General features: G+C 71.8%; 27 protein-coding genes and 1 tRNA gene. 20 read left to right on the top strand and 8 right to left on the bottom strand.

All coding sequences use genetic code 11. The annotated features are described in order from the left end of the window. The first annotated feature begins 3 nt into the window (after positions 1 to 3). From MUE36_10330 to MUE36_10370, 9 genes are all read left to right on the top strand, one after another. Complete coding sequence (locus tag MUE36_10330; GenBank protein ID MCU0311326.1) at positions 4 to 1362, top strand: MazG family protein; 1359 nt, start codon at positions 4 to 6, stop codon at positions 1360 to 1362. Between the two features lie 81 nt (positions 1363 to 1443). Further along, positions 1444 to 2733, top strand: a complete 1290-nt coding sequence (gene eno, locus MUE36_10335) for a phosphopyruvate hydratase (protein MCU0311327.1) — start codon at positions 1444 to 1446, stop codon at positions 2731 to 2733. Continuing rightward, on the top strand, positions 2730 to 3173 hold the full coding sequence (locus MUE36_10340; protein MCU0311328.1) for a septum formation initiator family protein: 444 nt from the start codon (positions 2730 to 2732) through the stop codon (positions 3171 to 3173). Before eno ends, MUE36_10340 begins: the two co-directional genes overlap by 4 nt. A 105-nt stretch (positions 3174 to 3278) precedes the next feature. After that, positions 3279 to 5588: a xanthine dehydrogenase family protein molybdopterin-binding subunit gene (locus MUE36_10345; protein ID MCU0311329.1), complete on the top strand. Its 2310-nt coding sequence runs from the start codon at positions 3279 to 3281 to the stop codon at positions 5586 to 5588. Positions 5589 to 5660: 72 nt separating this feature from the next. Next, on the top strand, positions 5661 to 6380 hold the full coding sequence (locus tag MUE36_10350; GenBank protein MCU0311330.1) for a YceI family protein: 720 nt from the start codon (positions 5661 to 5663) through the stop codon (positions 6378 to 6380). Between the two features lie 28 nt (positions 6381 to 6408). Then, entirely contained in the window at positions 6409 to 7320 is a 912-nt protein-coding gene (locus tag MUE36_10355) for a MoxR family ATPase (GenBank protein MCU0311331.1), read from the top strand. Then, complete coding sequence (locus MUE36_10360) at positions 7317 to 8423, top strand: VWA domain-containing protein (protein MCU0311332.1); 1107 nt, start codon at positions 7317 to 7319, stop codon at positions 8421 to 8423. The genes MUE36_10355 and MUE36_10360 overlap by 4 nt, the downstream gene beginning before the upstream one ends. Positions 8424 to 8481: 58 nt before the next feature. After that, positions 8482 to 8796, top strand: coding sequence for an XdhC family protein (locus MUE36_10365; protein ID MCU0311333.1), 315 nt, complete (start codon positions 8482 to 8484; stop codon positions 8794 to 8796). A gap of 2 nt (positions 8797 to 8798) precedes the next feature. Continuing rightward, on the top strand, positions 8799 to 9581 hold the full coding sequence (locus MUE36_10370; GenBank protein ID MCU0311334.1) for an XdhC/CoxI family protein: 783 nt from the start codon (positions 8799 to 8801) through the stop codon (positions 9579 to 9581). Between the two features lie 60 nt (positions 9582 to 9641). Here the strand turns inward: MUE36_10370 and MUE36_10375 are convergent, their stop codons facing one another. The 3 genes from MUE36_10375 to MUE36_10385 all read right to left on the bottom strand — a co-directional run bounded on the left by MUE36_10375 (position 9642) and on the right by MUE36_10385 (position 11484). Next, positions 9642 to 10466: a xanthine dehydrogenase family protein subunit M gene (locus MUE36_10375; GenBank protein ID MCU0311335.1), complete on the bottom strand. Its 825-nt coding sequence runs from the start codon at positions 10464 to 10466 to the stop codon at positions 9642 to 9644. Next, entirely contained in the window at positions 10463 to 10963 is a 501-nt protein-coding gene (locus MUE36_10380; protein MCU0311336.1) for a (2Fe-2S)-binding protein, read from the bottom strand. The genes MUE36_10375 and MUE36_10380 overlap by 4 nt, the downstream gene beginning before the upstream one ends. A gap of 71 nt (positions 10964 to 11034) precedes the next feature. Continuing rightward, positions 11035 to 11484 carry a hypothetical protein gene (locus MUE36_10385; GenBank protein MCU0311337.1) on the bottom strand — a complete coding sequence of 150 codons (450 nt, stop codon included), beginning with the start codon at positions 11482 to 11484 and terminating at the stop codon, positions 11035 to 11037. A gap of 56 nt (positions 11485 to 11540) precedes the next feature. On the opposite strand from MUE36_10385, the gene MUE36_10390 reads away from it, so the two are divergent. From MUE36_10390 to MUE36_10415, 6 genes are all read left to right on the top strand, one after another. Then, positions 11541 to 12122 carry a nucleotidyltransferase family protein gene (locus MUE36_10390; GenBank protein MCU0311338.1) on the top strand — a complete coding sequence of 194 codons (582 nt, stop codon included), beginning with the start codon at positions 11541 to 11543 and terminating at the stop codon, positions 12120 to 12122. Then, complete coding sequence (locus MUE36_10395; GenBank protein MCU0311339.1) at positions 12113 to 12970, top strand: SRPBCC family protein; 858 nt, start codon at positions 12113 to 12115, stop codon at positions 12968 to 12970. The genes MUE36_10390 and MUE36_10395 overlap by 10 nt, the downstream gene beginning before the upstream one ends. Continuing rightward, on the top strand, positions 12967 to 13455 hold the full coding sequence (locus tag MUE36_10400) for a DUF501 domain-containing protein (GenBank protein MCU0311340.1): 489 nt from the start codon (positions 12967 to 12969) through the stop codon (positions 13453 to 13455). The genes MUE36_10395 and MUE36_10400 overlap by 4 nt, the downstream gene beginning before the upstream one ends. After that, positions 13452 to 14363 (top strand): Ppx/GppA family phosphatase, encoded by a 912-nt coding sequence (locus MUE36_10405; GenBank protein ID MCU0311341.1) that lies wholly within the window; start codon positions 13452 to 13454, stop codon positions 14361 to 14363. Before MUE36_10400 ends, MUE36_10405 begins: the two co-directional genes overlap by 4 nt. Before the next feature lie 77 nt (positions 14364 to 14440). Further along, the gene (locus tag MUE36_10410; GenBank protein ID MCU0311342.1) at positions 14441 to 15031 is read left to right on the top strand and encodes a GNAT family N-acetyltransferase; all 591 of its coding nucleotides are present in this window, start codon (positions 14441 to 14443) and stop codon (positions 15029 to 15031) included. 43 nt (positions 15032 to 15074) lie between these two features. Beyond that, positions 15075 to 16514: an MFS transporter gene (locus tag MUE36_10415; protein MCU0311343.1), complete on the top strand. Its 1440-nt coding sequence runs from the start codon at positions 15075 to 15077 to the stop codon at positions 16512 to 16514. 25 nt (positions 16515 to 16539) lie between these two features. On the opposite strand, the gene MUE36_10420 is transcribed toward MUE36_10415, so the two are convergent. Beyond that, positions 16540 to 17505: a PD-(D/E)XK nuclease family protein gene (locus MUE36_10420; protein MCU0311344.1), complete on the bottom strand. Its 966-nt coding sequence runs from the start codon at positions 17503 to 17505 to the stop codon at positions 16540 to 16542. Positions 17506 to 17577: 72 nt separating this feature from the next. Here MUE36_10420 and MUE36_10425 point away from each other — a divergent pair, with 72 nt between their 5' ends. The 3 genes from MUE36_10425 (at position 17578) to MUE36_10435 (ending at position 19446) form a co-directional block, all read left to right on the top strand. Beyond that, a complete protein-coding gene (locus tag MUE36_10425; protein MCU0311345.1) occupies positions 17578 to 18063 on the top strand; it encodes a hypothetical protein in 486 nt (161 codons plus the stop codon). A 35-nt stretch (positions 18064 to 18098) separates the two neighbouring features. After that, positions 18099 to 18184 (top strand) — tRNA-Leu (locus MUE36_10430). 107 nt (positions 18185 to 18291) lie between these two features. After that, positions 18292 to 19446 (top strand): site-specific integrase, encoded by a 1155-nt coding sequence (locus MUE36_10435; GenBank protein ID MCU0311346.1) that lies wholly within the window; start codon positions 18292 to 18294, stop codon positions 19444 to 19446. Positions 19447 to 19459: 13 nt separating this feature from the next. Here the strand turns inward: MUE36_10435 and MUE36_10440 are convergent, their stop codons facing one another. Further along, entirely contained in the window at positions 19460 to 19681 is a 222-nt protein-coding gene (locus tag MUE36_10440; protein ID MCU0311347.1) for a helix-turn-helix domain-containing protein, read from the bottom strand. A gap of 909 nt (positions 19682 to 20590) precedes the next feature. On the opposite strand from MUE36_10440, the gene MUE36_10445 reads away from it, so the two are divergent. Continuing rightward, positions 20591 to 23068: an AAA family ATPase gene (locus MUE36_10445; protein ID MCU0311348.1), complete on the top strand. Its 2478-nt coding sequence runs from the start codon at positions 20591 to 20593 to the stop codon at positions 23066 to 23068. Positions 23069 to 23267: 199 nt separating this feature from the next. Here MUE36_10445 and MUE36_10450 read toward each other — a convergent pair whose 3' ends face one another. The 3 genes from MUE36_10450 to MUE36_10460 form a co-directional block, all read right to left on the bottom strand. After that, the gene (locus MUE36_10450; GenBank protein MCU0311349.1) at positions 23268 to 23681 is read right to left on the bottom strand and encodes a hypothetical protein; all 414 of its coding nucleotides are present in this window, start codon (positions 23679 to 23681) and stop codon (positions 23268 to 23270) included. Between the two features lie 335 nt (positions 23682 to 24016). Continuing rightward, positions 24017 to 24214 (bottom strand): hypothetical protein, encoded by a 198-nt coding sequence (locus tag MUE36_10455; protein ID MCU0311350.1) that lies wholly within the window; start codon positions 24212 to 24214, stop codon positions 24017 to 24019. 168 nt (positions 24215 to 24382) lie between these two features. Continuing rightward, the gene (locus tag MUE36_10460) at positions 24383 to 24754 is read right to left on the bottom strand and encodes a cupin domain-containing protein (protein MCU0311351.1); all 372 of its coding nucleotides are present in this window, start codon (positions 24752 to 24754) and stop codon (positions 24383 to 24385) included. A gap of 339 nt (positions 24755 to 25093) precedes the next feature. Here MUE36_10460 and MUE36_10465 point away from each other — a divergent pair, with 339 nt between their 5' ends. Beyond that, positions 25094 to 25612, top strand: coding sequence for a hypothetical protein (locus MUE36_10465; protein MCU0311352.1), 519 nt, complete (start codon positions 25094 to 25096; stop codon positions 25610 to 25612). The last annotated feature ends 45 nt before the right edge of the window (positions 25613 to 25657 follow it).

Below are 25657 nucleotides of genomic sequence, written 5' to 3' on the forward strand. Positions count from 1 at the left end.
CCGGTGACGACGGCCAGGGTCGTCGTCGTGGGCCTCGGACCGGGCGGCCCCGACCTCGTCACGGCGGGCACCCTCGACGCCATCGGTCGTGAGCCCGTTCGGTTCCTGCGGACCCGCCGCCATCCCTCGGCCGAGGTCGTGCCCGGGGCCGCCACGTTCGACGCCGTCTACGACGAGGCCGCGGTGCTCGACGCGGTGTACCTGGAGATCGTCGAGCGGCTCGTCGACGCGGCGACGGTCCACGGTTCGGTCCTCTACGCCGTGCCCGGCTCACCGGTCGTCGCGGAGCGCAGCGTCGAGCTCCTCGTCGCCGACCCGAGGGTCGAGGTCGAGATCCTCCCCGCCCTCTCGTTCCTCGACCTCGCGTGGGCCCGCCTCGGCCTGGATCCGGTGGCCGCGGGCGTTCGGGTCGTCGACGGGCACCGCTTCGCCGTCGAGGCGGCGGGGGAGCGGGGCCCCCTCCTGGTCGCGCAGTGCGACTCGCCGACCGTGCTCTCCGAGGTGAAGCTGGCCCTCGACGCCGGTCTCGACCCGTCACTCGGCCCCGACGCCGAGGTCGTCGTCCTCCGGCGCCTCGGGCTGCCCGATGAGACGGTGCAGTCCGTCCGGTGGACCGAGATCGACCGGGTCGACGCCGACCACCTCACGTCGGTGCTCGTCCCGGAGCTCGCGGCTCCGATCGCCCGCGAGGTCACGAGGTTCGTCGAGCTCGTGGCGGCCCTGCGGGCGGGGTGCCCCTGGGACCGCGAGCAGACCCACGAGTCACTGCGCCGCCACCTGCTCGAAGAGGCCTACGAGGTGCTCGACGCCATCGACCACCTCGACGTGGAGACCGGCACCGGCTTCGAGCACCTGGAAGAGGAGCTCGGTGACCTCCTCTTCCAGGTGCTCTTCCACAGCCAGCTCGCCGCCGAGGAGGGCCGCTTCACGCTCGCCGACGTCGCCGGCACGGTGCACGACAAGCTGCGGTCGCGCCACCCCCACGTGTTCGGCGACGTCGAGGTGAGCGGGCCCGACGAGGTCGTGCGGAACTGGGAGGAGCTGAAGAAGGCCGAGAAGGGACGCGACAGCGTGTTCGACGGGATCCCCGAGTCGCTCCCCGCGCTGGCGCTCGCCACGAAGGTGGCCAAGAAGTCGGCGACGCTGCGCGACGCCGGTGTCGACGTCCCCGTGTCGCCCGACCTCGACGACGCCCTGGACGGCGTCGACCACGGGGCCGACGAGGACGCCTTCGGCGCTCTGTTGTGGGCTGTGGTGGAGCGGGCCCGGGCGGTCGGCGTCGACCCCGAGAACGCGTTGCGGACCACGACGGCCCGCCGTCGCAGTGCGGCCGCGACCGCAGAGGCGGCGACCGCGGACTGACCGACCCCGCGGGGTACGCCAACCCCGCGCGCCGACATGACATCGTGGTCGGGACCCATCGACCGAGGAGCGCGCGCCCCAATGAGCATCATCGAGCACATCGCCGGTCGGGAGGTCCTCGACAGCCGTGGCAACCCGACCGTCGAGGTGGAGGTCATCCTCGAGTCCGGGGCGGCCGGACGGGCCATCGTCCCCTCGGGCGCATCCACGGGGGCCTTCGAGGCGGTCGAGCTCCGCGACGGCGAGAGCCGCTACGGCGGCAAGGGCGTCCTCGAGGCCGTCGCCCACGTCGACGACGAGATCTACGACGCGCTCATCGGCTTCGACGCGCTCGACCAGCGTGACGTCGACCGCGTCCTGCTCGAGGTCGACGGCACCGACAACAAGGCCAGCCTCGGGGCGAACGCCATCCTCGGGACCTCGCTGGCCGTGGCCCGGGCCGCCGCCGTCGAGCTGGCCATGCCGCTCTACCGCTACGTCGGCGGGGTGAACGCCCACGTGCTGCCGGTCCCGATGATGAACGTCCTGAACGGTGGGGAGCACGCCGACAACAACGTGGACCTCCAGGAGTTCATGATCATGCCGGTCGGCGCGGCGTCCTTCTCCGAGGCCCTGCGGTGGGGAGCGGAGACCTACCACGTCCTGAAGAAGGTCCTCCACGACCGGGGCCTGTCTACCGCCGTCGGCGATGAGGGCGGCTTCGCCCCCGACCTCGGATCCAACGAGGAAGCCGTCGCCCTGCTCGTCGAGGCCATCGAGAAGGCCGGGTTCACCCCCGGCGCCGATCTCGCCATCGCCCTCGACCCGGCGTCGTCGGAGTTCTTCCGCGACGGCGCGTACGTGCTCGCCGGTGAGGGTCGCAGCCTCACCCCCGCCGAGATGGCCGAGTACTACGCCGACCTCGTCGGGCGGTACCCGATCGTCTCGATCGAGGACGGCATGGCCGAGGAGGACTGGGACGGCTGGCGACTGCTCACCGACGCGATCGGCGATCGCTGCCAGCTCGTCGGCGACGACCTGTTCGTCACCAACGTCGAGCGCCTCGCGCGCGGCATCGAGGCCGGTGTCGCCAACTCGATCCTCGTGAAGGTCAACCAGATCGGCTCGCTCACCGAGACCCTCGAGACGGTCGCCCTCGCCACCCGGTCGGGCTACACCTCGGTGATGTCGCACCGGTCCGGGGAGACCGAGGACACCACCATCGCCGACCTGGCCGTGGCCACCAACTGCGGGCAGATCAAGACCGGCGCGCCCGCACGCAGCGATCGCGTCGCCAAGTACAACCAGCTCCTGCGCATCGAGGACGACCTCGGTGAGGCCGCCGCCTACCGGGGGGCCGACGCACTGGCCAGGGCGACCACCACCGGATGATCCGCCCGTTCCGTCGCCGCGCCGCCGCCGGGGCCGAGCCCGTCCGGGCCACCCGGACCGGTGCGGCGCGTCCCGCCGACCAGGAGGCGCGGTCGCGAGGGAGCCGGGCGGTCGGCGCGGCCGGGCGCCTCGTCGTGCCGCTCGTGCTCGTCGGGCTCACCGTCGGCGTGATGGTGCTGGGGGTGTTCCCCACCCGCACCTGGCTCGACCAGCGTGCCACCCTGCGCGCCTCGGAGGAGCGCCTGGCCGAGCTGGAGGAGGTCAACGCCGAACGCCGCGCCCAGGTCGAGGCGCTCATGACCGACGCCGAGATCGAACGGCTGGCACGGGAGGAGTACGGCTACGCCAAGGTCGGCGAGGAGGTGTACCACGTCCTCCCGCCGCCCCGCGATCCGGTGCGCCTCCCCGAGGCGTGGCCCTTCAACCGGATGGTCCCGTAGCGCCCGCGACGTCGCGGCCCCCGGGCGGAGCAGCGTGGCGGGGCGCCCGACCGATCGGTGCCGCGCACTAGCGTTCCCCGGTACGACCACGAGGGGGGCACACGGATGAGCGTCATGGGCACGCGGGTCACGCGGCGGGAGGACCCGGTCTTCCTGACCAGTGGCGGGGTGTACACCGCCGACCTGGAGGACCCTCTCCTCACCGGTGCGGTGCACGCCCACTTCGTGCGCTCCACCATCGCCCACGCCCGCCTCACCGAGCTCGACGTCAGCGAGGCCCGGGAGGCACCCGGCGTCGTCGCGGTCCTCACCGCCGCCGATATTGCCGCCGCCGGCGACCTGGGCTCGTTCGGGGTCCCCATTCCCGGGATGATCCCCGACGCGCTCGCCCGTCCGTGGCTGGCCGACGGGGTGGTGCGTTTCGTGGGGGAGGCGGTGGCGGTCGTCCTCGCCGAGTCGCGCGAGGCGGCCGAGGACGCCTCGGAGCTCGTCGTCGTCGACTACGACCCGCTCGACGCCGTCGTCGACCCCGTCGCCAGCGAGCGCGACGAGGTGCTGCTGTTCCCCGACCACGGCACCAACACCGCCCTGGCCGTCCCGTTCGGGCACAGCGACGACCTCTTCGACGGCTGCGAGGTGGTGGTCAGCCGCGACATCGTCAACCAGCGCGTCGCCGTGTGCCCGCTCGAGCCGAGGGCGATGGCCGTCACCTGGCACGACGGTCGGCTCGTGATGTTCGTGTCCACCCAGGCGCCGCACGGCGTCAAGGGCAAGCTGGCCGGCCTCTACGGCCTCGAGCCCGAGCAGATCCGGGTGGTGGCACCGGCGGTCGGCGGTGGGTTCGGCGCCAAGATCAACCTCCAGGCCGACGAGGCGCTGCTGCCGTGGGTGGCCCGCCGACTGGGGCGGCCGGTCCGATGGGCCGAGACCCGGGGCGAGAACATGGTGGCGATGCCGCACGGTCGGGGTCAGGTGCACCGCATCGAGATCGGCGGGCGTCGCGACGGCACCGTCGAGGCCTACCGGCTCACGGTGCTGCAGGACGCAGGGGCCTATCCGGGGATGGGCACGTTCCTGCCGTTCATGACCCGCACGATGGCGCCGGGCACGTACGACATCCCGAAGGTCGAGTGCAACACCAAGAGCGTCGTCACCAACACCACGCCCATCGAGGCCTACCGAGGAGCGGGCCGCCCCGAGGCCACCGCAGCCGTCGAGCGGGCCTTCGACCTGTTCGCCGGTGAGATCGGGATGGACCCCGTGGAGGTCCGGAGGCGCAACCTGATCGCCGCCGACGCATTCCCGTTCACCACCCAGACGGGGGCGGTCTACGACAGCGGCGACTACGCCGGCGCCCTCGACGAGGCCCTTGCCGCCGCGGGCTACGACGATCTGCGCGCCGAGCAGGCCGCCCGACGCGAGCGAGGCGACACCGTCGAGCTCGGCATCGGGGTCTCGCTGTACGTCGAGATCACCGCCGGCCCCTCGGCCGGGCAGACCGAGTTCGCGAAGGTGACCCTCGGGCGCGAGGGACGCGTCACCGTGTTCACCGGGGCCTCGGCCCACGGCCAGGGCCACTCCACGTCGTGGGCGATGCTCGCCCACGAGCTCACCGGCATCCCCATGGAGCAGATCGACGTCGTGTCCGGTGACACCGACCGGGTCGCCGAGGGCACCGGCACGTTCGGGTCGCGTTCGCTCCAGGTCGGGGGGTCGGCGGTCTGGGGCGCCACCGAGGCGGTCGTCGAGAAGGCCCGCCAGGTGGCCGCCGAGCTCCTCGAGGCGGCGCCGGCCGACATCGTCCTCGACGCCGACCGGGGCGTGTTCCACGTCGCGGGCACACCGACCGTCACCCGGTCGTGGGCCGACGTGGGTGCCGCCGGCGACATCAGCGGCCCGATCGGCGAGGGGCCCACCGGCCAGCCGATCGAGGCCACCCTCGTCTACGCCTCCGAGGCCCCCACCTTCCCGTTCGGTGCCCACATCGCCGTCGTCGAGGTCGACACCGAGACGGGCCGCACCGAGCTGCGCCGCATCGTCACGTGCGACGACGCCGGCCGGCTGCTCAACCCGCTCATCGTCGAGGGCCAGCGCCACGGCGGCATCGCCCAGGGCGTCGCCCAGGCGCTCTACGAGGCTGTGGAGTTCGACGACGACGGCAACCCCCAGACCGCCAACCTGGCCGACTACGCCCTCGTGTCCGCCGCCGAGCTCCCGAGCTTCGAGCTGGTGGCGCTCGAGACCGACACGCCCGTGAACCCGCTGGGCGCGAAGGGCATCGGTGAGTCCGGGACGATCGGCTCCACGCCGGCCGTGCAGAGCGCGGTCATGGACGCGTTGTCGCCCTACGGCGTCGACCACCTCGACATGCCGCTCACGTCCGAGCGGGTGTGGAGGGCCGTCCACGGCCGCTGAGCCCCTCCCTGGCGCGACATCACTTGCCGGGGGCGCCGATAGCGTGCGCCGGAACCCTGGTGAGGAGATGGCATGGCGACCCGTTGGCAGAGCTCGGCGAAGTGGACGCTGGTGGCGGTGGTCGGCGTGGTCGTCCTCGGCGGCATCGCCTTCTGGTGGTTCGTGCTGCGCGGCGACGCGCCCGAGCGGGCCAGCCTCCCGGTACGCACCACCGACACGACCGTCGCCCCGGCCGCGGGCTCGACCACGGGCCCCGACGGCGACTACTCCCTGTCACCGGGGCAGGACGTCTTCGTCGGCTACCGGGTCGAGGAGCTCTTCGGCGGCGAGACCGTCAAGAAGACCGCGGTGGGCCGCACCAGCGCTCTCACCGGGACGCTCACCGTCGCCGGCGGCCAGGTGACGGTGGTCGACATCGAGGCCGACATGACGCAGCTGGCCAGCGACAGCTCCACCCGCGACAACGCACTCCGGACCCGGGGCCTGCAGACCGAGCAGTTCCCGACGGCCACGTTCGTGCTCACCAGCCCCATCGAGCTGCCGGCGGACCTCGCCGCCGGCGAGCAGGTCGAGCTCACCGCCACCGGCGACCTCACCCTCCACGGTGTCACCCGGTCCGTCGACGTCCCCCTCCAGGCGCTCTGGGACGGCGCTTCCACCATCTCGATCGCCACGCCCGCCGGCATCCCGATCCTCATGGCCGACTACGCCATCGAGCCGCCCAGCAACTCCCTCGTGACCGTCGACGAGAACGGCGAGATCGAGCTGCAGCTCGTCTTCGTCCGGAGCTGACCGCGGTCGCCATCGGTAGCCTGCCGCCGTGACCGCCACCGAACCCGAGAGCGTCGACGCGGTGGCCGAAGGCCTCCGGGCCCACGGCTACCTCCCCGACGACGGCCTCGCCACCGCGGTCTACCTGGCGTTGCGCCTGCACCGGCCCCTGCTGCTCGAGGGCGAGGCGGGGGTCGGCAAGACCGAGGTCGCGAAGGTGCTCAGCGCGTGGACGGGCGGACCACTGCTCCGCCTGCAGTGTTACGAGGGCATCGACGCCGCCCAGGCGCTCTACGAGTGGGACTACCCCCGCCAGCTCCTGCACCTGCGCGCCGCCGAGACGGCCGGCGCGGCATCTGACGCCGCTCGCCTCGAGGCCGAGCTGTACGACGAGCGCTTCCTCGTTCGTCGACCGCTGCTCGAGGCCATCACGGCTCCGCCGGGCGACCCCGTGCCGGTCCTGCTCGTCGACGAGGTCGACCGCGCCGACGACGAGTTCGAGGCCTTCCTCCTCGAGGTGCTCGCCGACTTCTCCGTCACCGTGCCCGAGCTCGGCACGTTCACCGCCCACGAGCCCCCGGTCGTCGTCATCACCTCGAACCGGACCCGGGACGTCCACGACGCCCTCAAGCGGCGCTGCCTCTACCACTGGGTCGAGCACCCCGACTTCGAGCGCGAGGTGGCCATCGTCCGGTCCCGCGCCCCCGAGGTGCCCGACGCGCTGGCTCGTCAGGTCGCCGCCGCCGTCGAGGCCCTCCGTGACCTCGACCTCTACAAGTCCCCTGGCGTCGCCGAGACCATCGACTGGGCGCGGGCCGTGGCGCTGCTCGGGCGCGACGAGCTCGACGTGGCCACGGCGTCGTCGACCCTGGGCGCGGTCGTGAAGTACCGCGAGGACGCCGAGCGCACCCGCCGTCACGGCGTCGACGTGCTCGTCGCGGGCGCCCACGACCGGGGATGAAGCCCGGGCCGGCGACGGGCGAGGAGACGGCTCTCGCCTTCGTCGGCGCCCTGCGCGCCGCAGGGGTGCCGGCGCCTCTCGGTGCCTCGATCGCCTACCTCCGGGCCCTGGCGGTGCTCTCGGGGTCGCGCCACGACCTCTACTGGGCGGGCCGGTGCACCCTGGTCACGTCACCCGAGCAGGTCGAGGTGTACGACTCGGTGTTCGCGTCGTGGTGGGCGGGGGTGCCCGTGACCGTCGACCTCGCGCTCGCCGACGAGCTGCGCCTCGTCCTCGCCACCGACGACGCGCCGGACGGAGCGACCGGCGAGGCGTCGGACGGCCCCGTGGTGTCGGTGCGCTACAGCCCGCACGACGTCCTGCGGGCCAAGGACTTCGCGGCGTACAGCGACGCCGAGATGGCCGAGGCCCGCCGCCTGATGGCCGACCTCGACCTCGTCGGTGCGCCCAGGCGGTCCCGGCGGCGCCGGACCAGCCGCCGCCGACGCGGCCGCCCCGACCTGCGACGGACCCTCCGGTCGGCCATGCGCACCGGGGGCGAGCCCGTGCACCGACCCACCCTCGAACGGCGCAGTCGTCCGCGCCGGCTCGTGCTGCTGCTCGACGTCAGCGGGTCGATGGAGACCTACAGCCGCGCCCTCCTCCGCTTCGTGCACGCCGCCGCCTCCGGTCCGACGGCGGTCGAGGTGTTCGCGTTCGGGACCCGTCTGACCCGCCTCACCCGCGAACTGTCCACCCGCGATCCCGACACCGCGTTGGCCCGGGTGGTCGAGGCCGTCCCCGACTGGAGCGGCGGCACCCGGCTCGGCGAGAGTCTCCGGCGCTTCAACGACGCATGGGGGGTGCGGGGCATGGCACGGGGCGCGGTGGTCGTCATCCTCTCCGACGGGTGGGACCGGGGGGAGCCCGACCTGCTCGCCGAGCAGATGGCACGTCTGCAGCGGGTCGCCCGTCGCCTGGTGTGGGTGAACCCGCTCAAGGCCGGACCCGACTACGCCCCCCTCGCGCAGGGGATGGCGACGGCGCTACCGTTCGTCGACGAGTTCGTCGAGGGGCACTCGCTCGATGCCCTGGAGGAGCTGGCCCGGGTCGTGGCGCGGTGACGGCGCCCCAGCGGGCGGACGGCGCGGTGGGCGCTCTCGACAGGAAGGACGACGGCCGGTGAAAGAACTGATCCCCGACCTCGACCGCTGGCGAGCCGACGGGCGACGGGTCGTCGTGGCCCGGGTCGTCGACATCGAGGGCTCCGGGCCCCGCCAACCGGGTGCGGCGATGGCGGTCGCCGACGACGGCGAGGTAGTCGGGTCCGTGTCGGGGGGCTGCGTCGAGGGGGCCGTCGTCGCCGAGGCGCTCGACGTGCACGAGACGGGTCGCGCCCGCATGGTGACCTTCGGCTACAGCGACGACGAAGCCTTCGCCGTCGGACTGACCTGCGGCGGCACGGTGCACCTCTTCCTCGAACCGCTGGACTGGTAGCCGTGCCCCTCTACGAGGCATGGCGGGACGCGGTGGCGCACCACCGTCCGGTGGCCCTCGCCACGGTGGTCGAGGGCCCCGGCCTCGGCAACAAGGTGCTGGTGGGGGAGGGCACCGAGCCGCTGGGCTCGCTGGGGGACCCCGACCTCGACCGGGTGGTGGTCCGTGACGCCCTGGGTGAGCTCGAGTCGGGCACCACCGTCGTGCGCCACTACGGCTTCCATGGGGAGGCGCGGGAGACGGCGGTCGGCGTCTTCATCGAGAGCTTCGCCCCGCCCCCCGAGATGTTGATCTTCGGGGCCGTCGACTTCACCGGCGCGCTGGTGAAGGTGGCCAAGGTCCTCGGCTACCGGGTCACGGTCTGCGACGCCCGGGAGGTGTTCGCCACCGTTCGCCGCTTCCCGGACGCCGACGAGGTCGTGGTGGACTGGCCCCATCGCCTCCTCGACCGGGTGGGGGAGCGACTCGGGCCGAGAGACGCCGTGTGCGTGCTCACCCACGACCACAAGTTCGACGTGCCCGCCATCGTGGCGGCGCTGCGCACCGACGTCGGCTACCTGGGCGCCATGGGGAGCCGTCGGACGTGCGACGAGCGCCTCCGGCGGCTGGCCGCGGAGGGCGCCGACATGGACGCAGTGGCCGAGCGACTGCACGCCCCGATCGGTCTCGACCTCGGCGGCCGCACCCCCGAGGAGACGGCGGTGGCCATCGCCGCCGAGATGATCGCCGTGCGCACCGGCCGCGTCGCCGTGTCCCTGCGCACCACGAGTGGCCCCATCCACTGAGGTGGTGTCGGCGGGCACCTGCCGTCGGGGGAAGGCGGAGTCAGCCGGTCGAGCCTGCGCTCAGCGCCCCGCGTCGACGAGGGCGCGGCGGACCAGCACGCGGGCGAGGTGCTCGCGGTACTCGACGCTGGCGTTGATGTCGGACTGCGGCTCGGTGCCCTCGGTGGCCCGCTCGGCGGCGGTGGCGGCATCGGCACCCTCGGCCAGGGCCTCGGCTACGCCGGTGGCCAGCAGCGGCGTGGAGCCCATGTTCACCAGCCCGACCCCGGTCACCGAGTCGGACACGACGGCGGCGACGCCGACGATGGCCCAGTCCTGGGCCCGCCGGTTGAACTTCTGGAACGACCATCCGGCGTCGGGCGTCTTCGGCACGCGGATCTCGGTGAGCAGCTCGTCGGGCTCGAGCGCCGACTCCAGGAAGCCTTCGAAGAAGTCCGTGGCGGCGATCGTGCGCTCCCCGCCCGGGCCCTTCGCCACCAGGGTGCCGCCCAGGGCGAGCAGCACCGCCGGGAGGTCGGAGGCAGGATCGGCGTGGGCCAGCGAGCCCCCGATCGTGCCTCGGTGGCGCACCTGGGGGTCGCCCACCTCACCGGCGGCGTGCGCGAGCAGCGGCACCTCGGCAGCGAGCAGCTCGCTGGTCTCGAGGTCGCGATGGCGGGACAGGGCGCCGACGGCGACGTGGTCGCCGGCGTCGCGGACGTAGCGCAGGTCGTCGAGGCGGCCGACGTCGACCAGCACCGACGGGGCGGCGAGGCGCAGCTTCATGAGCGGGAGCAGCGAGTGGCCGCCGGCGAGGAGCTTGGCCTCGTCGCCGTGCTCGACGAGCGCAGCGAGGGCCTCCTCGACGGAGTCGGCCCGGCGGTAGTCGAACGCCGCGGGGATCACGGGGCCTCTCCGCCCACCGAGACCGGGGTTTCGCCGACTTCGCCGCGGGCGCAGGCCAGCACCGCCTTGACGATGTTGTGGTAGCCGGTGCAGCGACAGAGGTTCCCTTCGAGCCCGAGGCGCACCTCCCGCTCGGTCGGGTCGGGGTTCTCGTCGAGCAGCGAGACCGCCGCCATCACCATGCCCGGCGTGCAGTAGCCGCACTGCAGGCCGTGCTCCTGCTGGAAGGCCTTCTGCATGGGGTGCATCTCGTCGGCGCTCGGCGCCAGCCCCTCGATGGTGGTGACCTCACAACCGTCGGCCTGGACGGCGAGCATCGTGCACGACTTCACCGACTCGCCGTCGACATGGAGGGTGCACGCCCCGCACGACGACGTGTCGCAGCCGACGTTGGTGCCGGTGAGGCCCAGCTGCTCGCGCACGAAGTACACGAGAAGGGTGCGCGGCTCCACGTCGGCCGTGCGCTGCTCGCCGTTGACCGTGACCGTGACCTGCATCGTCCCCCTCGTTCCCGACGTCTCCGTCGCACAGTATCCGTTGGTCGTCGCCGGGGGCGCGGCCAGGGTGGTCAGGCCGGCTGTGTGGGTGGGGGGGCCACCGAGAACGACGTCTGCCACTCCGGCTCCGTGTGGCCGTCGACGACGAGGCGCCACGTGTAACGCCGACCCGGGGGGAGCGGGAGCCCCGAGAAGTTGATGGCGACGGGCACCGTCAACGGCGCACCCTCCGGCCACCCGGCGGGCCGTCCCGCCTGGAACTCGCCGCTGACCAGCAGGGGTGTCTCACCCAGGAGCACGGGGAGGCCGTCCTCGTCGAGCAGCTCGCACGTCCACTCGAAGCGCTCACCACTGCGGTCCCAGGGCACGTGCATCACCATGGCCAGCGACACCGGTTGGGGCTGGGCGGGCAGGATCGCCACGCCGCCGCCCAGGACGAAGAGCTTGCCGTCGGCCACCTGGGCCGAGTCGGCCAGCAACAAGAACGCGGTGATCGAGAGGGGTTCGATCGGCTCGGCCACGGACGGACCATAGCGGTGGATGACGATGCGCCACGGCGGGGTGGTTGACTGAGCCCGTGCCCCCCGCCGACGCACCCCTGCTCGCCGCCGCGGTGCTGGCCGCCGGGGGCTCGAGCCGCTTCTCGGACGGTCCCAAGCAGCTGGCCCGCCTCCGGGACCGGCCGCTGGTCTCCCTCGCCGTCGAGGCGCCGCTGGCCGTGCCCGAGCTGGCGGTGGTCTTCGTCGTGAGCGGCGCCCTCGACCTTCACGGTGCGCTGCCCGACGGTGCCGTGGTGCTCGACAACCCCCGCTGGGCCGAAGGGCAGGCCACCTCGCTGGCCGTCGCCGTGCACGCTGCCCGGGTGGGGGGCTTCGACGCCCTCCTCGTGGGGCTCGCCGACCAGCCCTTCGTCGGCGCCGACGCCTGGCGAACCATGGCCCGCGCCGACCCCGACCCGCCGATCCTCGTGGCCACCTACGGCGGGGAGCGGGCCAACCCGGTGCGACTCGCCCGCGAGGTGTGGCCGCTGCTCCCCGCCACCGGCGACGAGGGCGCACGGGTGGTGATGCGCGAGAGGCCCGAGCTCGTGGGCGAACTAGCGTGCCCCGGCGACGGGCTCGACATCGACACCGTGGAGGATCTCGACCGATGGAGCTGACCAACACCTTCGACGTGAGCGTGCCCATCGAGCAGGCCTGGGCGGTGCTCACCGACGTGGAGCGCATCGCTCCGTGTCTGCCGGGGGCGCAGCTCCAGGAGATCGAGGGTGACGAGTACCGCGGCATCGTGAAGGTGAAGGTCGGCCCGATCAGCGCCCAGTACAAGGGCCGGGCCAGCTTCGTCGAGCTCGACGAGCAGGCCCACCGGGCCGTGCTCGAGGGCACCGGCCGTGACACCCGCGGCCAGGGCAACGCCAGCGCCGTGATCACCGCCCAGCTCACTCCGGCCGGGTCGGGGACGCACTGCGTCGTCACCACCGACCTCACCGTCACCGGCAAGGTTGCCCAGTTCGGGCGGGGGGTCCTCGGCGACGTGAGTGCCAAGCTCCTCACCCAGTTCGTCGACAACCTCGAGTCGACCGTCCTGCTCGACCTCGGCCCGAACGGCGACGGTGGCGGGTCCGCCGAGGTCGTCGGGGTGGAGGTGGTCGACGTCGTCGAGGGCGGTGACCTGGTCGACGCGGTCACCGAGGTGGAGGCCGAGAAGGTCGCTGCGGCGGTCGAGGTGGCCGCCGAGATCCTCGAGGAGGCCGTCGAGGAGGCCACCGAGCTGGTGGAGGAGGCCGTCGACGAGGCCGTCGACAACGTCGAGGCGGCCATGGCGCTGAACGGCCGCAACGGCCAGGGGGCGTCGGTGGCCGAGGTGCGCAGGATCGACGCCCCCGAACCCGAGCCCATCGACCTGCTCGAGCACGCCGGCTCGCCGATGCTGAAGCGCGTGCTGCCGCTTCTCGGTGTGGCGCTCGCCGCCGTCGTGGTCTGGCGACTGCTGCGTCGCCGGCGGTGACGGCGACGCCCGACGACGTGGCCCGGGGGGCGGAGCTCCTCGGGCGCCCGCCCCGGGGCGGGTTCGAGGTGGTCGTCCGCAGCGCCACCGGGGACCCGGTGGTGCTGTGCAACGAACCGCTCTTCGACGACGGCACGCCGATGCCCACCCGCTACTGGCTGGCCGACCCGGCGCTGCGGTCGGCCATCGGCACGCTCGAGTCCGCCGGAGGGGTGCGTCGGGCCGAGGCCGAGGTCGACGCCGACGAGGTGGCCGCCGCCCACGCCGCCCACGCCCACGACCGCGACACGGCGCTCCCACCCGGTCATGACGGCCCGCGACCGTACGGCGGCGTCGGCGGAACCCGCCGAGGCGTGAAGTGCCTGCACGCCCACTACGCCCACTGGCTGGCCGGCGGCCACGATCCCGTGGGGGAGTGGGTGCACCAGCGCCTGGCGGACGACGGCCTGCTCCCGGCGGGGTCGCCTCGACGGGTGGACGCGTGACCGCGCCGGTCGCCGCCATCGACTGCGGCACGAACTCGGTGCGCCTCCTCGTCAGCGAGGGCGGGCGGACGACCGTCGAGCGGCTGATGCGCATCACCCGTCTCGGCCAGGGGGTGGGGGCGACGGGCCGTCTCGACCCGGCGGCCATCGACCGGACGCTCGACGTGTTGCGCGAGTACCGCGAGGTGCTGGACCGCCACGGCGTCTCGCGCACGCGGATGGCGGCCACCTCGGCGGCCCGCGACGCGGCCAACCGGGACGACTTCTTCGGACCGGCCGCCGCCGTCGTGGGTGCCGAGCCCGAGCTCCTCACCGGCGACGAGGAGGGGCGCCTCTCCTTCCTCGGGGCCACCGCCGAGCTCGATCAGGCGGACGGGCCCTTCCTCGTGTTCGACATCGGCGGCGGTTCCACCGAGTTCACGTACGGGACGGAGGTGGCCGAAGCGAGCATCTCCACCGACATGGGGTGCGTCCGGATGACCGAGGCGTGGTTGCACCACGATCCCCCCACCGCCGAGGAGCTCAGCCAGTGCCTGTCGATCGTGGCGCTGCACCTCGACGACGTCCAGCGTGAGATCCCCGCGGCGGGCGAAGCCCGGACGTTCGTCGGGCTGGCCGGGACGGTGAGCACCGCGGCGGCGGTGGAGATCGGGCTCGCCGAGTACGACCGCGACCGGATCCACCACTTCCGCCTCAGCCGCGAGGCCACCGAGGACGTGTTCCGCACCCTCGCCACCGAGGCCCTCGCCGATCGGGTCCACAACCCGGGCCTCGAACGCGAACGGGCCGACGTGATCGTCGGGGGCATGTGCGTGCTCGTCGCCACCATGCGCCGGTTCGGCATCGACGAGGTGGTGGTCTCCGAGGCCGACATCCTCGACGGTCTGGCCATGTCGATCGCGCCGTGAGCGGCACCGCGGCCGGTGGGGGCCGCACCTCCGAGCGCCCGGCCGGGCGGCACCCCTCGTGGGTAGGATCGCCCGTCGTGACGACCCTGTTCGGCCGGCGAGTCCTGCTCCGACCGCTGGTCGTGGCGGACTTCCCGTCATGGCGGGAGGTCCGACGTCGCAACGACGAGTGGCTCACGCGCTGGGAGCCGACCCGGGTGCCCGGGCAACCCGACGTGATCGAGGACCGTGAGGCGTTCGCGGTGCGCTGCAGCGCCCGTCAGCGCGAGCGCCAGCTCGGCGCCGGGTACGGGTTCGGGATCTTCGTCGACGGGGTGTTCTCCGGTGAGATCAACCTCTCGTCGGTGCAGCGGGGGCCGTTCCAGAGCGCCTACGTCGGCTATTGGATCGACGAGCGCCAGGCGGGCCACGGCTACACCCCCGAGGCCCTGGTGGCGATGGCCCGCTTCGCCTTCGAAGAGCTCGGCCTGCACCGCATCCAGATCGCCATCATCCCCCGCAACACGGCCAGCCGGCGCGTCGTCGAGAAGCTCGGGATCCGCGAGGAGGGGATCGCCGAGCGCTACCTCGAGATCAACGGGACCTGGGAGGACCACGTCCGCTACGGCCTCACCGTCGAGGAGTGGGAGGAGCGGGGCGCCCAGCTCTGCGCCGACTGGCTGGGGTGAGCGCCCGAGGGGGCCTGCCCGGGGCGCCGGTAGGGTCGACGCCGTGACCTCACCGCCCGTCGACCGCCCGTCCGCCGTGACGGACACGACGGACGCGACGGACACGAAGGATCCGATCGGTCCGCCCGACACCGCCACCGACGCCGCCGGGGTCGAGGTGCCCGCGGAGGGAGAGCGGATCAGCGCCTTCGCGGCCTTCCGGATCCGCAACTTCGCGTTGCTGTGGGTGTCCTCGCTGATGTCGAGCACCGGCACCTGGTTGCAGAACGTCGCCGTGCCATTCGTGGTGTTCGGGCTCACCGGCAGCGGGGCCTGGCTCGGGTTCACCGCCTTCATGAGCCTCATCCCGCTCCTGGTCCTCGGGCCGCTGGCGGGCTCCGTCGCCGACCGGTTCGACCGGCGACGGGTGCTGCTGCTCGGCTCCGCCGTGCAGGGCCTCTTCACCCTGGCGCTGTGGCTCACCTGGGTCGCCGGGGTGCGAAGCGTCGCCGTGCTCATCGTCCTGGTGACGGCGAGCTCCTGTGTGTCGGGGTTGACCGTGGCGTCGTGGCAGGCCTTCGTGACCGAGGTCGTGCCCCGCCGGCTCCTGCTCAACGCCGTCACCCTCAACTCCGCGCAGTTCAACGCCGCCCGCGCCTTCGGACCTGCGCTCGGAGGGCTCGTGCTCGCCACCCTCGGGGTGTCGTGGGCCTTCTTCTTCAACGCTCTGTCGTTCTTCCTCCTCAGCGTGGGCCTCCTGCTCGTCCGGGTCGTCCGCCGCGACCGCCCGGCCCGCAACGGCCGGTCGAGGGTGCTGGCCGAGACGTGGATGGCGATGCGCTACGTGCGCACCCGGCCCGGCATCCTCACCGCACTCGTGGTGGTGTTCGCCCTGGGCTTCTTCGGCGGCCCGCTGTTCAACCTCCTCGTGGTGTTCGCCCAGGACGTGTACGACGTCGGTGACGGCGCGTACGGCCTCCTGGCGGCGTGCATCGGGGCCGGGGCGATCCTGGCCGCTCCTCTCGTGGCCGGCTGGGGGTCGCGCCAGTCCCGCAGCCGCATGACCAGCCTGGCGATGGTGGGCTACGGCCTGGCGCTCGTCGTGTTCGCCACGGCACCGAACCTCACCGTGGGCGCGGTCGCCCTCTTCGTGGCCGGCGCCGGCTACCTCGGCATCTCCTCGACGCTGAACACCACCGTCCAGCTCCAGGTCACCGAGGCCATGCGGGGCCGGGTGATCGCGCTGTACATCATGTCGCTCACCGCGGCGATGCCCCTCGGTTCGCTGGTCCAGGGTGCCCTCATCGACGTCATCGGTCCTCAGACGACGGTGGCCGGGGCGGGCGTGGTGTTCCTCGTCGTGTTCGTGGTGCTGCGCTACGGGCTGGGGCTGTTCGCGGCGATGGACGACCTGTCCCTTCCCCAGGATCCGGCCCGGGTCGCCGAGGAGCGCCTGGCCGCCGCCGAGGTGGACGCCACCGAGGCCATGTTCGACGGTCGCTGAGCCGTTCGCCCCGCCTTCGGCGACGTCAGTCCTGCTCGTCGTCCCACCGGTCGTCGTCGAGGTCGTCACCGAGGTGGGCCCGTCCGGTGGCACACGTCGGCAGGGCCGGACACCAGCGACACGGTGGGCCGGGGCGTAAGACCGGCTCGCGTCCGCCGGCCAGCTCCCGGATCGTGCGGACACCGTCGACGGTCCGGGCGACGGCGGCACGCAGCACCTCCTCGGTGACGGCCTCGGGCTGGGCCCGGGCGGCGTCGAGGTAGTACGAGGCCACCAGGCGCGGCGGTGTGCCGAGGCGGAGGGTGTCGACCAGGGCGTAGAACCGCAGGTCGTCGGTGTGCGTCGGCGAGAAACCGCCGGTCTTGAGGTCGATGACGACCTTCCCGGCGCGGGTGCCGTCGGCCTTCCCGAGCGTGAGGTCGGTGCGCCCGCTCAGGACCACCCTGCCGCCCAGCAGATCGGCCCGCAGCCGCCCCTCGGTGACCGGTACCCAGCGTGCCGGCAGCGGCGGGAAGCACTCGAGGAACGACGTGACCCGCTCGCCGGCCACCGAGCGCAGCTCGGCCCGGTCGCCCTCGGAGCAGGTGCGCAGCCAGTCGGAGATCGGCTTGTCGTCGGCGGCGAGGCGCTCGACGGCCTCGTCGACGAGGTCGAGCGGGACCAGCTCGCCTCGCCAGTGCACGGACAGCTCGACGGCCTTGTGGACGATCGTGCCCCGGGCGAGGGCGGGACTCCAGGCGAACGGCGCGCCCGCCTCGGCCAGGTGGCGGCCTTCGCAGCCGTGGACGCTGGAGAGCGTGTGCTTGGACACCCAGAGCGGGTCGCCGGGGTCGAGCCCCGCGGCGACGTCGGCCAACCCCTGCTCGAGCTCGGCGCGCAGCTCGTGGCGCAGCTCGGCGTCGAAGACCGGTCGCTCGCCGGCGGGTGCGCCGAGGAGCTCGACGAGGTCGTGCTGCGCCGGTGACAACGGGGGAGGCGCGAAGTCGTTCACGGGTCGATGGTACGGACCGGCGACGACAGTGGACGGGGCCGGTTGTCGCGCGGGGTGGGGAGGATGGGCCCCATGCCCGCCTCGTCCGTCCGCTTCGCCGCCGCCGCCCGCACCCTCGGTCGGGCGGCCCGTCGACGCGGACTGCAGGTCCCGGGCTTCCGCAGCCCGCCGAGGCTGCGCGACGCCGACCGGTCGCTGCGACGCTCCGCCTCGGGCTCGGCCACGGTGTCCGTCCGCCTCAAGGGCCGTCCGTGGGCGGCGGTCCTGGCCGACATGATCGAGGGCGTCGTGGCGGCCAACGGGTTGGTGGGCCCGACGGCCGACGCCGCTCGCACCGCGCTCTGGGCGGCGGTCGAACGCGAAGGGGTCGGGCCGGCGATGGTCGAAGCAGAGCCGCGGTGGCCCCGGGCGGTCCGGTCCGAGGGGGCCGAGCGCTCGTCGCCCGCTCGTCCTCTCCGCGAGCGCCACTTCCCGGCCCGGCTCCCCGGTGAGGCGTCGGCGGGTCCGCGCCCGTCAGCCGGTCGGCTCCGGTCGGTCCCGGCGGCCGACGTCGCCTGACCGTCGCTCCGTCGGGCTGGCTACCGTGAGGCGGCGCCCGGGTGGCGGAACTGGCAGACGCAGGGGGCTTAAACCCCCCAGCCCCTCCGGGGGCGTGTGGGTTCGAACCCCACCCCGGGCACTCCTTGACCAGGGAAAACAGGCCCAACGCCGGGTTTGGGAACTTGGTCAGATCGCCAGAATCGCCCCGATGCTCACAGAATGCTCACATCGGGTACGGTGCTCGGGATGCGGGGACGAGTTCACAAGCGCGGGAAGGGGTGGGCCTACGTCGTCGACGTCGGCCACGATCCGGTCACCGGTCGGCGGCGCCAGAGGACCAAGAGCGGGTTCGCCACGAAGAAGCTGGCGGAGGAGGGACTGCGTGAGGTCCTGACCTCGGTGGCGGAGGGTGCCTACGTCGCCCGGTCGGACCTGACGGTGGGGGAGTTCCTTCGGGACTGGCACGTGACCATGCAGACCCAGCTGCGCGAGTCGACCTGGTACAGCTACCGGATCGTGGTGGATCGACTCATTCGACAGATCGGTGGCGTGCAGCTGCAAGCACTCACACCGCTCCAGCTCGAGACGTCGTACGCCAAGCTCAGCCAGGGTGGTGGTCGGAACGGGAGGTCGTTGTCGCCGAAGACCGTGCGCAACTGCCACATCGTGATGCACCGTGCTCTCGGCGACGCCGAACGCCTCGGACTCGTCAGCCGCAACGTGGCCTCGATAGCCCGACCGCCGGCGATCGATCGCACCGAGATCGTGACCTGGACGGCCGAGGAGCTCCAGGCCTTCCTCGACCATGTCCGCAGCGACCGGCTGTTCGCCGCCTACGTCCTGCTCGGCACCACAGGGATGCGCCGAGGCGAGGTGCTCGGTCTGCGCTGGTCCGATCTCGATCTCGAGAGGGCCCGGCTCTCGATCTCTCAGACCCTGCAGGAAGTCGAGCACCGCATCTTGTTCACCACCACGAAGACCAACCGGAGTCGCAGGACCGTGGCCCTCGATCCCACCACCGTCGAGGTGCTCAAAGCCCACCGCTCGCGCCAGCTCGAGGAGCGACTGGCTCTCGGTTCGGAATGGCGGAAGTCGTTCGACCTGGTCTTCTGTCTCGAGGACGGCTCGCCACTCCAGCCCCAGGGGTTCACCAGAGCGTTCAAGCGGCATGTCGCAGTAGCCGGCCTGCCCGAGGTGCGAGGCCCGCACAACCTCCGTCATACCTGGGCGACCCTGGCGCTCAAGGCGGGGATCCATCCCAAGATCGTCAGCGACCGACTCGGGCACTCGACCATCGCCATCACGATCGATACCTACAGCCACGTCGCCCCGGGACTCGACGAAGACGCTGCCCGCACGGTCGCTGCTTCGATCTTCGGGACGAGGCAGACGGGGCCCTGATCGCGCCCTGGGCTCAGGCGGCGGTCTCTGCGCCGCCGAGCTTCTGGTCGATCCACGCGATCAGCGCCCGCTTGGGAACGCGGAGCGATCGACCGATGCGGATGGACGGAAGCCCGGCACCGCCGTTGGTGCGCTGGAAGATCGCCGCCTCCTCGTAGGCGCGGCTGCGACTGATGCGCAGGACCTTTGCGGCCTCTTCGACGCTGAGCATGTCGGGCAGGGTGTCCAGGTTCATTTCAGTCTCCGTCAGGTTGGTGCCTGGCTGACTCAGGTCAGGCCATCGCATGTCGCCACCCACTAGGCCACCGGTGCGCCCAGTCCTCGCGAACTCGGTCTCGCGGGCTGGGACGCTGGGCCTCCGCGTCGCAGCCCGAACCGTTGCCCACTTCACCTACCGCGAAGGCCCGCTCGCGTCGCGGTTCCAGTGCCAAGCCTCGGTCGGCCCAGCGGTCGCCTGCCACTACCGGCCATCGATCCCACGTTCTCGGACCGCCCTCTCAACTCTCTCCGTTCCACTCCTCGACTGCCTCGACCTCTCCTCCGACCCAGCCCGCGAACGACTCCCGAGCCAGCACCGCTCCAGTCACCTCGTTCCCGGAAAAGCCCACAGAACCAGCCAGACACGATTGCAACCCCTTCGGGTTGCGCTGTGTCGCTCGAACAGTGTCCGCTGAAGCCGGTACGGCTCGAGAGTGCCCTTGCGGGCGACAGCCGGGCGCTGATCGGCCCTAGGCCCTGTTGCGATCGTGCCCGACGAGGCAGCGGCGGTCTCGGCCGTTGGCTGCGTGCCAGGTCTGGCCTATCGACGGGGCTGTCGCCAGGGCCGGACGGCACCCGAGCCCGTAGGGATCTCGCCCGTGGGGCGGTCGTTCCACTGGTCCCAGGAACGGTCCCGGAGTTGGTCCCGGGATTGGTCCCAGTCCCAGGTCAGAGCATCGAAACCCCGGCGCAGACCACGCTCGAGCAGGGCCGATCCCGACAGCGGAGATGTCGGTTCGGGAACTACTCCGGGAACTATCCCGGGACAGATCCCGGGAACTTGGTTTGTCATGGTCCCCCTTTCCGGAAGCAGCGGGGGAGGGTGGCGGTGGCGTGGATGCGGATGATGGGGGTCGAGTCGGTGGCGTATCACCGTTCGACGGTGATGGACCGCTCCGATGACCATCCCGGCGCGGCGGTGGCGTACTACAGCTCGCGGGGCGAGTCGCCGTTGCGGTGGGGTGTGGGAGGAGCGGCCCGCCTCGGTCTGGCGGGGACGGTCACCCCTGAGGCGTATGAGGATGTGTTCGGCCCGGCCGGCGTCCGGGACCCGCTGACGGGTCGTCGTTTGGTGTCGACGAAGCGGCCCGGTCTCGAGCTGGTGGTGTCGGCGCACAAGTCGGTGGCCGAGCTGGGGGTGATCGGCCGGGTCGAGGACATGCACCGGATCCTCGACGCCGAGACCGCCGGCACTCTCGAGTATCTGGAGGAGTTGACCCGTGACCGGGGCGGCCGCCGGGGGCGTGCTGCGACACGGTCACCGACCTCAGGAATGACCTATGCAGTCACCCGGCATGCGACGTCTCGGGCGGGGGACCCGAACCCGCACGACCACGTGCTGATCGCGAACATCGTGGAGATGCTGGATGAGCGGGGCGGGTTCAAGGGCGCCGATACGGCGTTGTGGCGTGAGCATCTCCACGCCGCCACCGCCTACGGGCGGCTGCGCTCGGCTCGGGTGGCGGTCGAGCTCGGGTACGGGATCGTGCCCGATCGGGGGAAGTCGGGGCGGCTCGGGCACTGGGCCATCGCCGGCATCCCTGATGAGGCGATGGCGATCCACTCCAAGCGTGCTGCGCAGATCGACCAGGTGCTCGGGACCGGCGCCGCCACCGCCTACCGGGAACGGGCCATCGCGGCCCGCCGGACCCGGACCGCGAAGCGTCACGAACCGGTCGAGGACCTCGTCGAGCGTTGGAACCAGGAGCTGGCCGTCCATGGTCTCGATCGTGATGTCATCGCCGCCACGGTGGGCCTCGCTCACCGCACCCGCATCACCGGTGATCTCGACGACACGGCTCTGGATCGTTTGGCGGGGAGGCTCCTCGAGGCCGACGGCCGCCTCGCGGCGGACAAGGTGTTCTCCCGACGAGATGTGATCGTCGCCGCCGCACCGCACCTGTTCGGCCTCGACCCCGCCGTGCTGGGCCGGCTGGTCGACAAGGTGCTCGCCCACCCCTCCGCGGTCGCTCTCGAACCGAAGCCGTCCGCCTCGGAGCGGATGTACGCGCCTCGCTGCGTGATCGACACCGAACGAGCGATCGCCGAACGGGCCCGGGACCGGCACCAGCTCGGCACCGCCCCAGCGCTGCTCACCGCGCTCGTGGACACCACCATCCGCCGCACCGAAGCGGACCTGGCGGTGAAGCTCACCGCCTCGCAGCGCCGCGCCGTCACCGGCGTGTGCACGTCGGGACGCAGCCTCGACGTGATCATCGGGGTCGCCGGCGCCGGCAAGACCACCGCCCTGCGCGCCGTGCGCGACGCGTTCGAGCTCGAACGCCGCCACGTGATCGCCACCGCCACCTCCGGCCAAGCCGCCCGCACCGTCGGCCACGACGCCGGCATCGACTCCTACACCGTCGCCTCGCTCCTCGCCCGCCTCGAACACGGCAACCTCACCCTCGACCCCAACAGCGTCGTCGTGCTCGACGAAGCCGGCATGACCGACGACGCCCACCTCCTCGCCCTCATCACCCACACCAGCGCGGCGGGGGCGAAGCTGATCCTCGTCGGCGACGACCGCCAACTCTCCGCCGTCGGCCCCGGCGGCGGCCTCCGAGCGCTCGCCGAACGATTCGGTGGCAGCGTCTGGGAACTCACCGAGAACATCCGCCAACCCGACATCACCGAACGCCAAGCCCTCGCCGAGCTACGCGCCGGCGACATCGACACCGCGGTCGACTGGTTCGCCCGCAACCAGCGCATCGTCACCGCCGCGGACCGTCACGAGCTCTACGGCGCCGTCGTCGACGGCTGGCTCGCCGACACCGACCGAGGTGCCGACACGGTGATGTTGGCCTGGAAGCGCACCACCGTTGACAGTCTCAACCAGCTCGCCCGCACCGCAGCGCAGGAACGGGGCTGGCTCACCGGACCCGAGATCACCGCCCCCGGCGGCACCCCCTACCGCGCCGGTGACCGCGTCGTGACCCTCGCTCCGATCAGCCGCAACGTCGTCACCTCCGAAACCGGAACCGTCCGCCGCGTCGACCCCGACACCGGCGGCCTCGACATCGACTTCGACAACGGCCGCAGCTACCAGCTGTCACGGCAGCACATCGGATCCGACAAGCTCGCCCACGGCTACGCCATCACCGTCCACCGAGCCCAAGGCGCCACCGTCGACACCGCCCACACCATCGACGACGGCGGCGGCCGCGAACTCGCCTACGTCGCTCTCAGCCGTGCCCGACAACACGCCACGGTCTACGTCGAAGCCGACAACCTCGACCAAGCCATCGACGACCTCACCGGGAACTGGGCCATCGAACGACGCCAACAATGGGTCACCGACACCCAGACACCAGCCCTCGACCGAGCCGCCCGAGACAGCATCGAACCACCAGGCCTCGGGCTGTAGCCGTGCCGATATGGGGCGTCCCCTACCGGCACTTCGATGGCACCCGATGCTCGGCCCGGATCTCGTTCTGGTGGTGGTTTCGTGTCGGATTCCGACATCGATCCACCACCAGTACGGGCAGGGGGGGGGGTGCCCCAGACCGCCGGCACCCTGGCGTGCCCGACGGCGAACCGCTGGCCGGTCGCTGGGTTGATGTGGCCTACGCCCGGGTGACCGCGGCCTGGACCTGCACAAGCCCGGCATGCAGACGAACCAGGCCGTCTGGGTAGCCGAAGTCGCAATCGGTGTCGTCGAACCCGGGACTGACACCGCTCGCAGTCCTCGAGCCGCCTGATGACCCGGTGGCCGTCACCGTGATGACGGCGGCGTCACTGACTGCACACCAGTTGTCCCCACCGGCGCTACCGGTGTTCGAGCCAGTGAAGCCGTCAGCGAGATCGAGGAAGCCGCTCTCGTCGATGCACCGCTGAACCCGTTCAAGATCCGGCGCGGAGAGCTGAGCGCGGCGCGGCTGGTTGTCGTCGCCGACCGCGGTGGTCTGGCCATCCGGCTGGATCGACACAACAGCGATCGTTTCGCCGCTCGTTGCGCCGAAGGCACTGACGCTTGCCATGGGAGCCCCTGCGGCCTGGGCTGAAGTGGCCACCGCCTGAGGTGTCATGCCGGAGAGGTCGCACGCGCTGGTTGCCGCTGGCCCAGAACTTGGACTCGACGCGCTGCAAGCTGAGGCCGCGAGCCCCACGCAGATCGCCGCCAGTCGAAGGAGTCGCACCGGACCAGTATCGGCCGGGACCCACTGGCGATGAAGCCCGTTGGCGGTATCCCAGAACGCCGGGTCGGTGGGACGTGCGGTGCCGCGGGAGCCAGACGCAGCCTCCAAGGCCCTGCATCTGCAGCCAGTGACGCCGCCCCGTGACGATCGAAGGGACCGCGAGCGAGTAGCGCCGATTACGCAACCAGCGAAATCACGATCGACACGACGGCAATCGCGCCGAGCGTCGCCAGCACCGCCAGCAATATCCGGCCGTCGCGACTCGACCGGTTGCCCCGCTTCACATCCCGAAGGATGTAGGCGGCGAGCGCCACGATCAGAATCAGACCCATGTACGCCACAGGAACGAAGGTAGTCGCGGCCACCTGGTCCACGATCCCCCGCGTCCCCTACCGCCGGGAGTCTGAGCCGGATTCGGTAGCGAACCACACACTCGGTGCACTCGGAGTGGCCCGCTCGGAGCCGACTGTGCTTGGGCTCCGCCGGTGGTTACGTCGACGACGGGCCATCGACGGTCGAGCTCCACGTGTGAGCAATGGCGTCTACGTCGTTGCGGGATCTGCCACCGGGATGATCGCTGGATTGCCTTTTGTGATGACCCACCAGGATGCGCCCTCTGGGCCCGTCTTCTCGGGCCCGTAGACATGCCCGGCTCTGACCCATCGGACATCGCCAGCGCGGTACGTACCTTCCCCCTCGACGTGGTTCTCACCAGCGACAAAGACATAGAAGATGTCGTCGTGATGGCTGTGAGCGACACGAACGTCATTCGGAGGAAACCGCACCAGGAACATGAATGGCGCGCCTTCCTGACCGGAAGCCTCAGGAAATGCCTTGGCCTCGCCCGATGGTGCTGCGGGGTTCGTCACCCATTGAGCTTCGTCAGGGCGGCATCTGACCACGTTGTTGCTCATCTTGTTTCGCTTTCGGTCGAAGTCCCGAAATGAAAATGGTAGTGCTGCCGTCCAAAGCCGGGGGCAGTTGTTGCTGCGCCTGGGTACCAGTTCCGCGCCGATCCGCAGCTTGAAGGATGCTCGTCCGGCGGGCCGTACACACACTTCGAGGCTGCGCGGGACTCTCGCTCAGGGGAGCCAGGCACCCGACGGCCTCGACCCGCGTCGCAAACACGATTGAGGACGAAAGCTGGCTCCCTCACGTCGAACCGTAAGCATCCCCTACCGCCGGGTCTGGGGGACGGGCTTCCGGTGTCGGGGCGGGGGAACCAGTCAGCGTCGCGTAGCGTCGTACAGCGCATGAGACGACTCCTCCTTGTGGCTCTTCTCCTATTGCTCGCCGCTGCCTGCGGCGAAGCCACGGCTACCGACGAGGTCGGCACAACGGCGACCACCTCCATCAGCCTCGGCCGCGTGCGTGTCGAGGTACTACCGGTCAGCGAGCCAGTGTCGTTCGACGACGGTCTCGGAACCTTGGTGCCACCCCCGCCAGGACTCACTCAACCGGTGACGGCTGCCGACGTGGCCCCGCAGTTCGTCCAGTTCATCGACCCCACGTACGAGGGAGTCATCGAGGCCCGGTTCGGGCTCTACAGCGATTCGTCCAAAGGCACCATCACGGGTGACTCCTTGACTCCGATGTTCGATGAACGGCCGGTCTGGGTCCTCGTCGCCCGCAACACGGTTGTCGTCCCTGCTGGCCCGCTTGGCATGGAGGACAACGCTCCATCGCCAGATCACGACACGGTGGGGGTCTTTGACGCCACAACTGGGGAACTGCTCGTGACCATCGAGCAGGCTGCAGCGCACCCCGCCTGAGGGGCGCAACGCATCGCCCCTACCGCCGGGACCGAGACGCTGGGC

This window comes from Acidimicrobiales bacterium (assembly GCA_025455885.1).
Classification (GTDB): Bacteria; Actinomycetota; Acidimicrobiia; order Acidimicrobiales; family Acidimicrobilacustridaceae; genus Rhabdothermincola_A.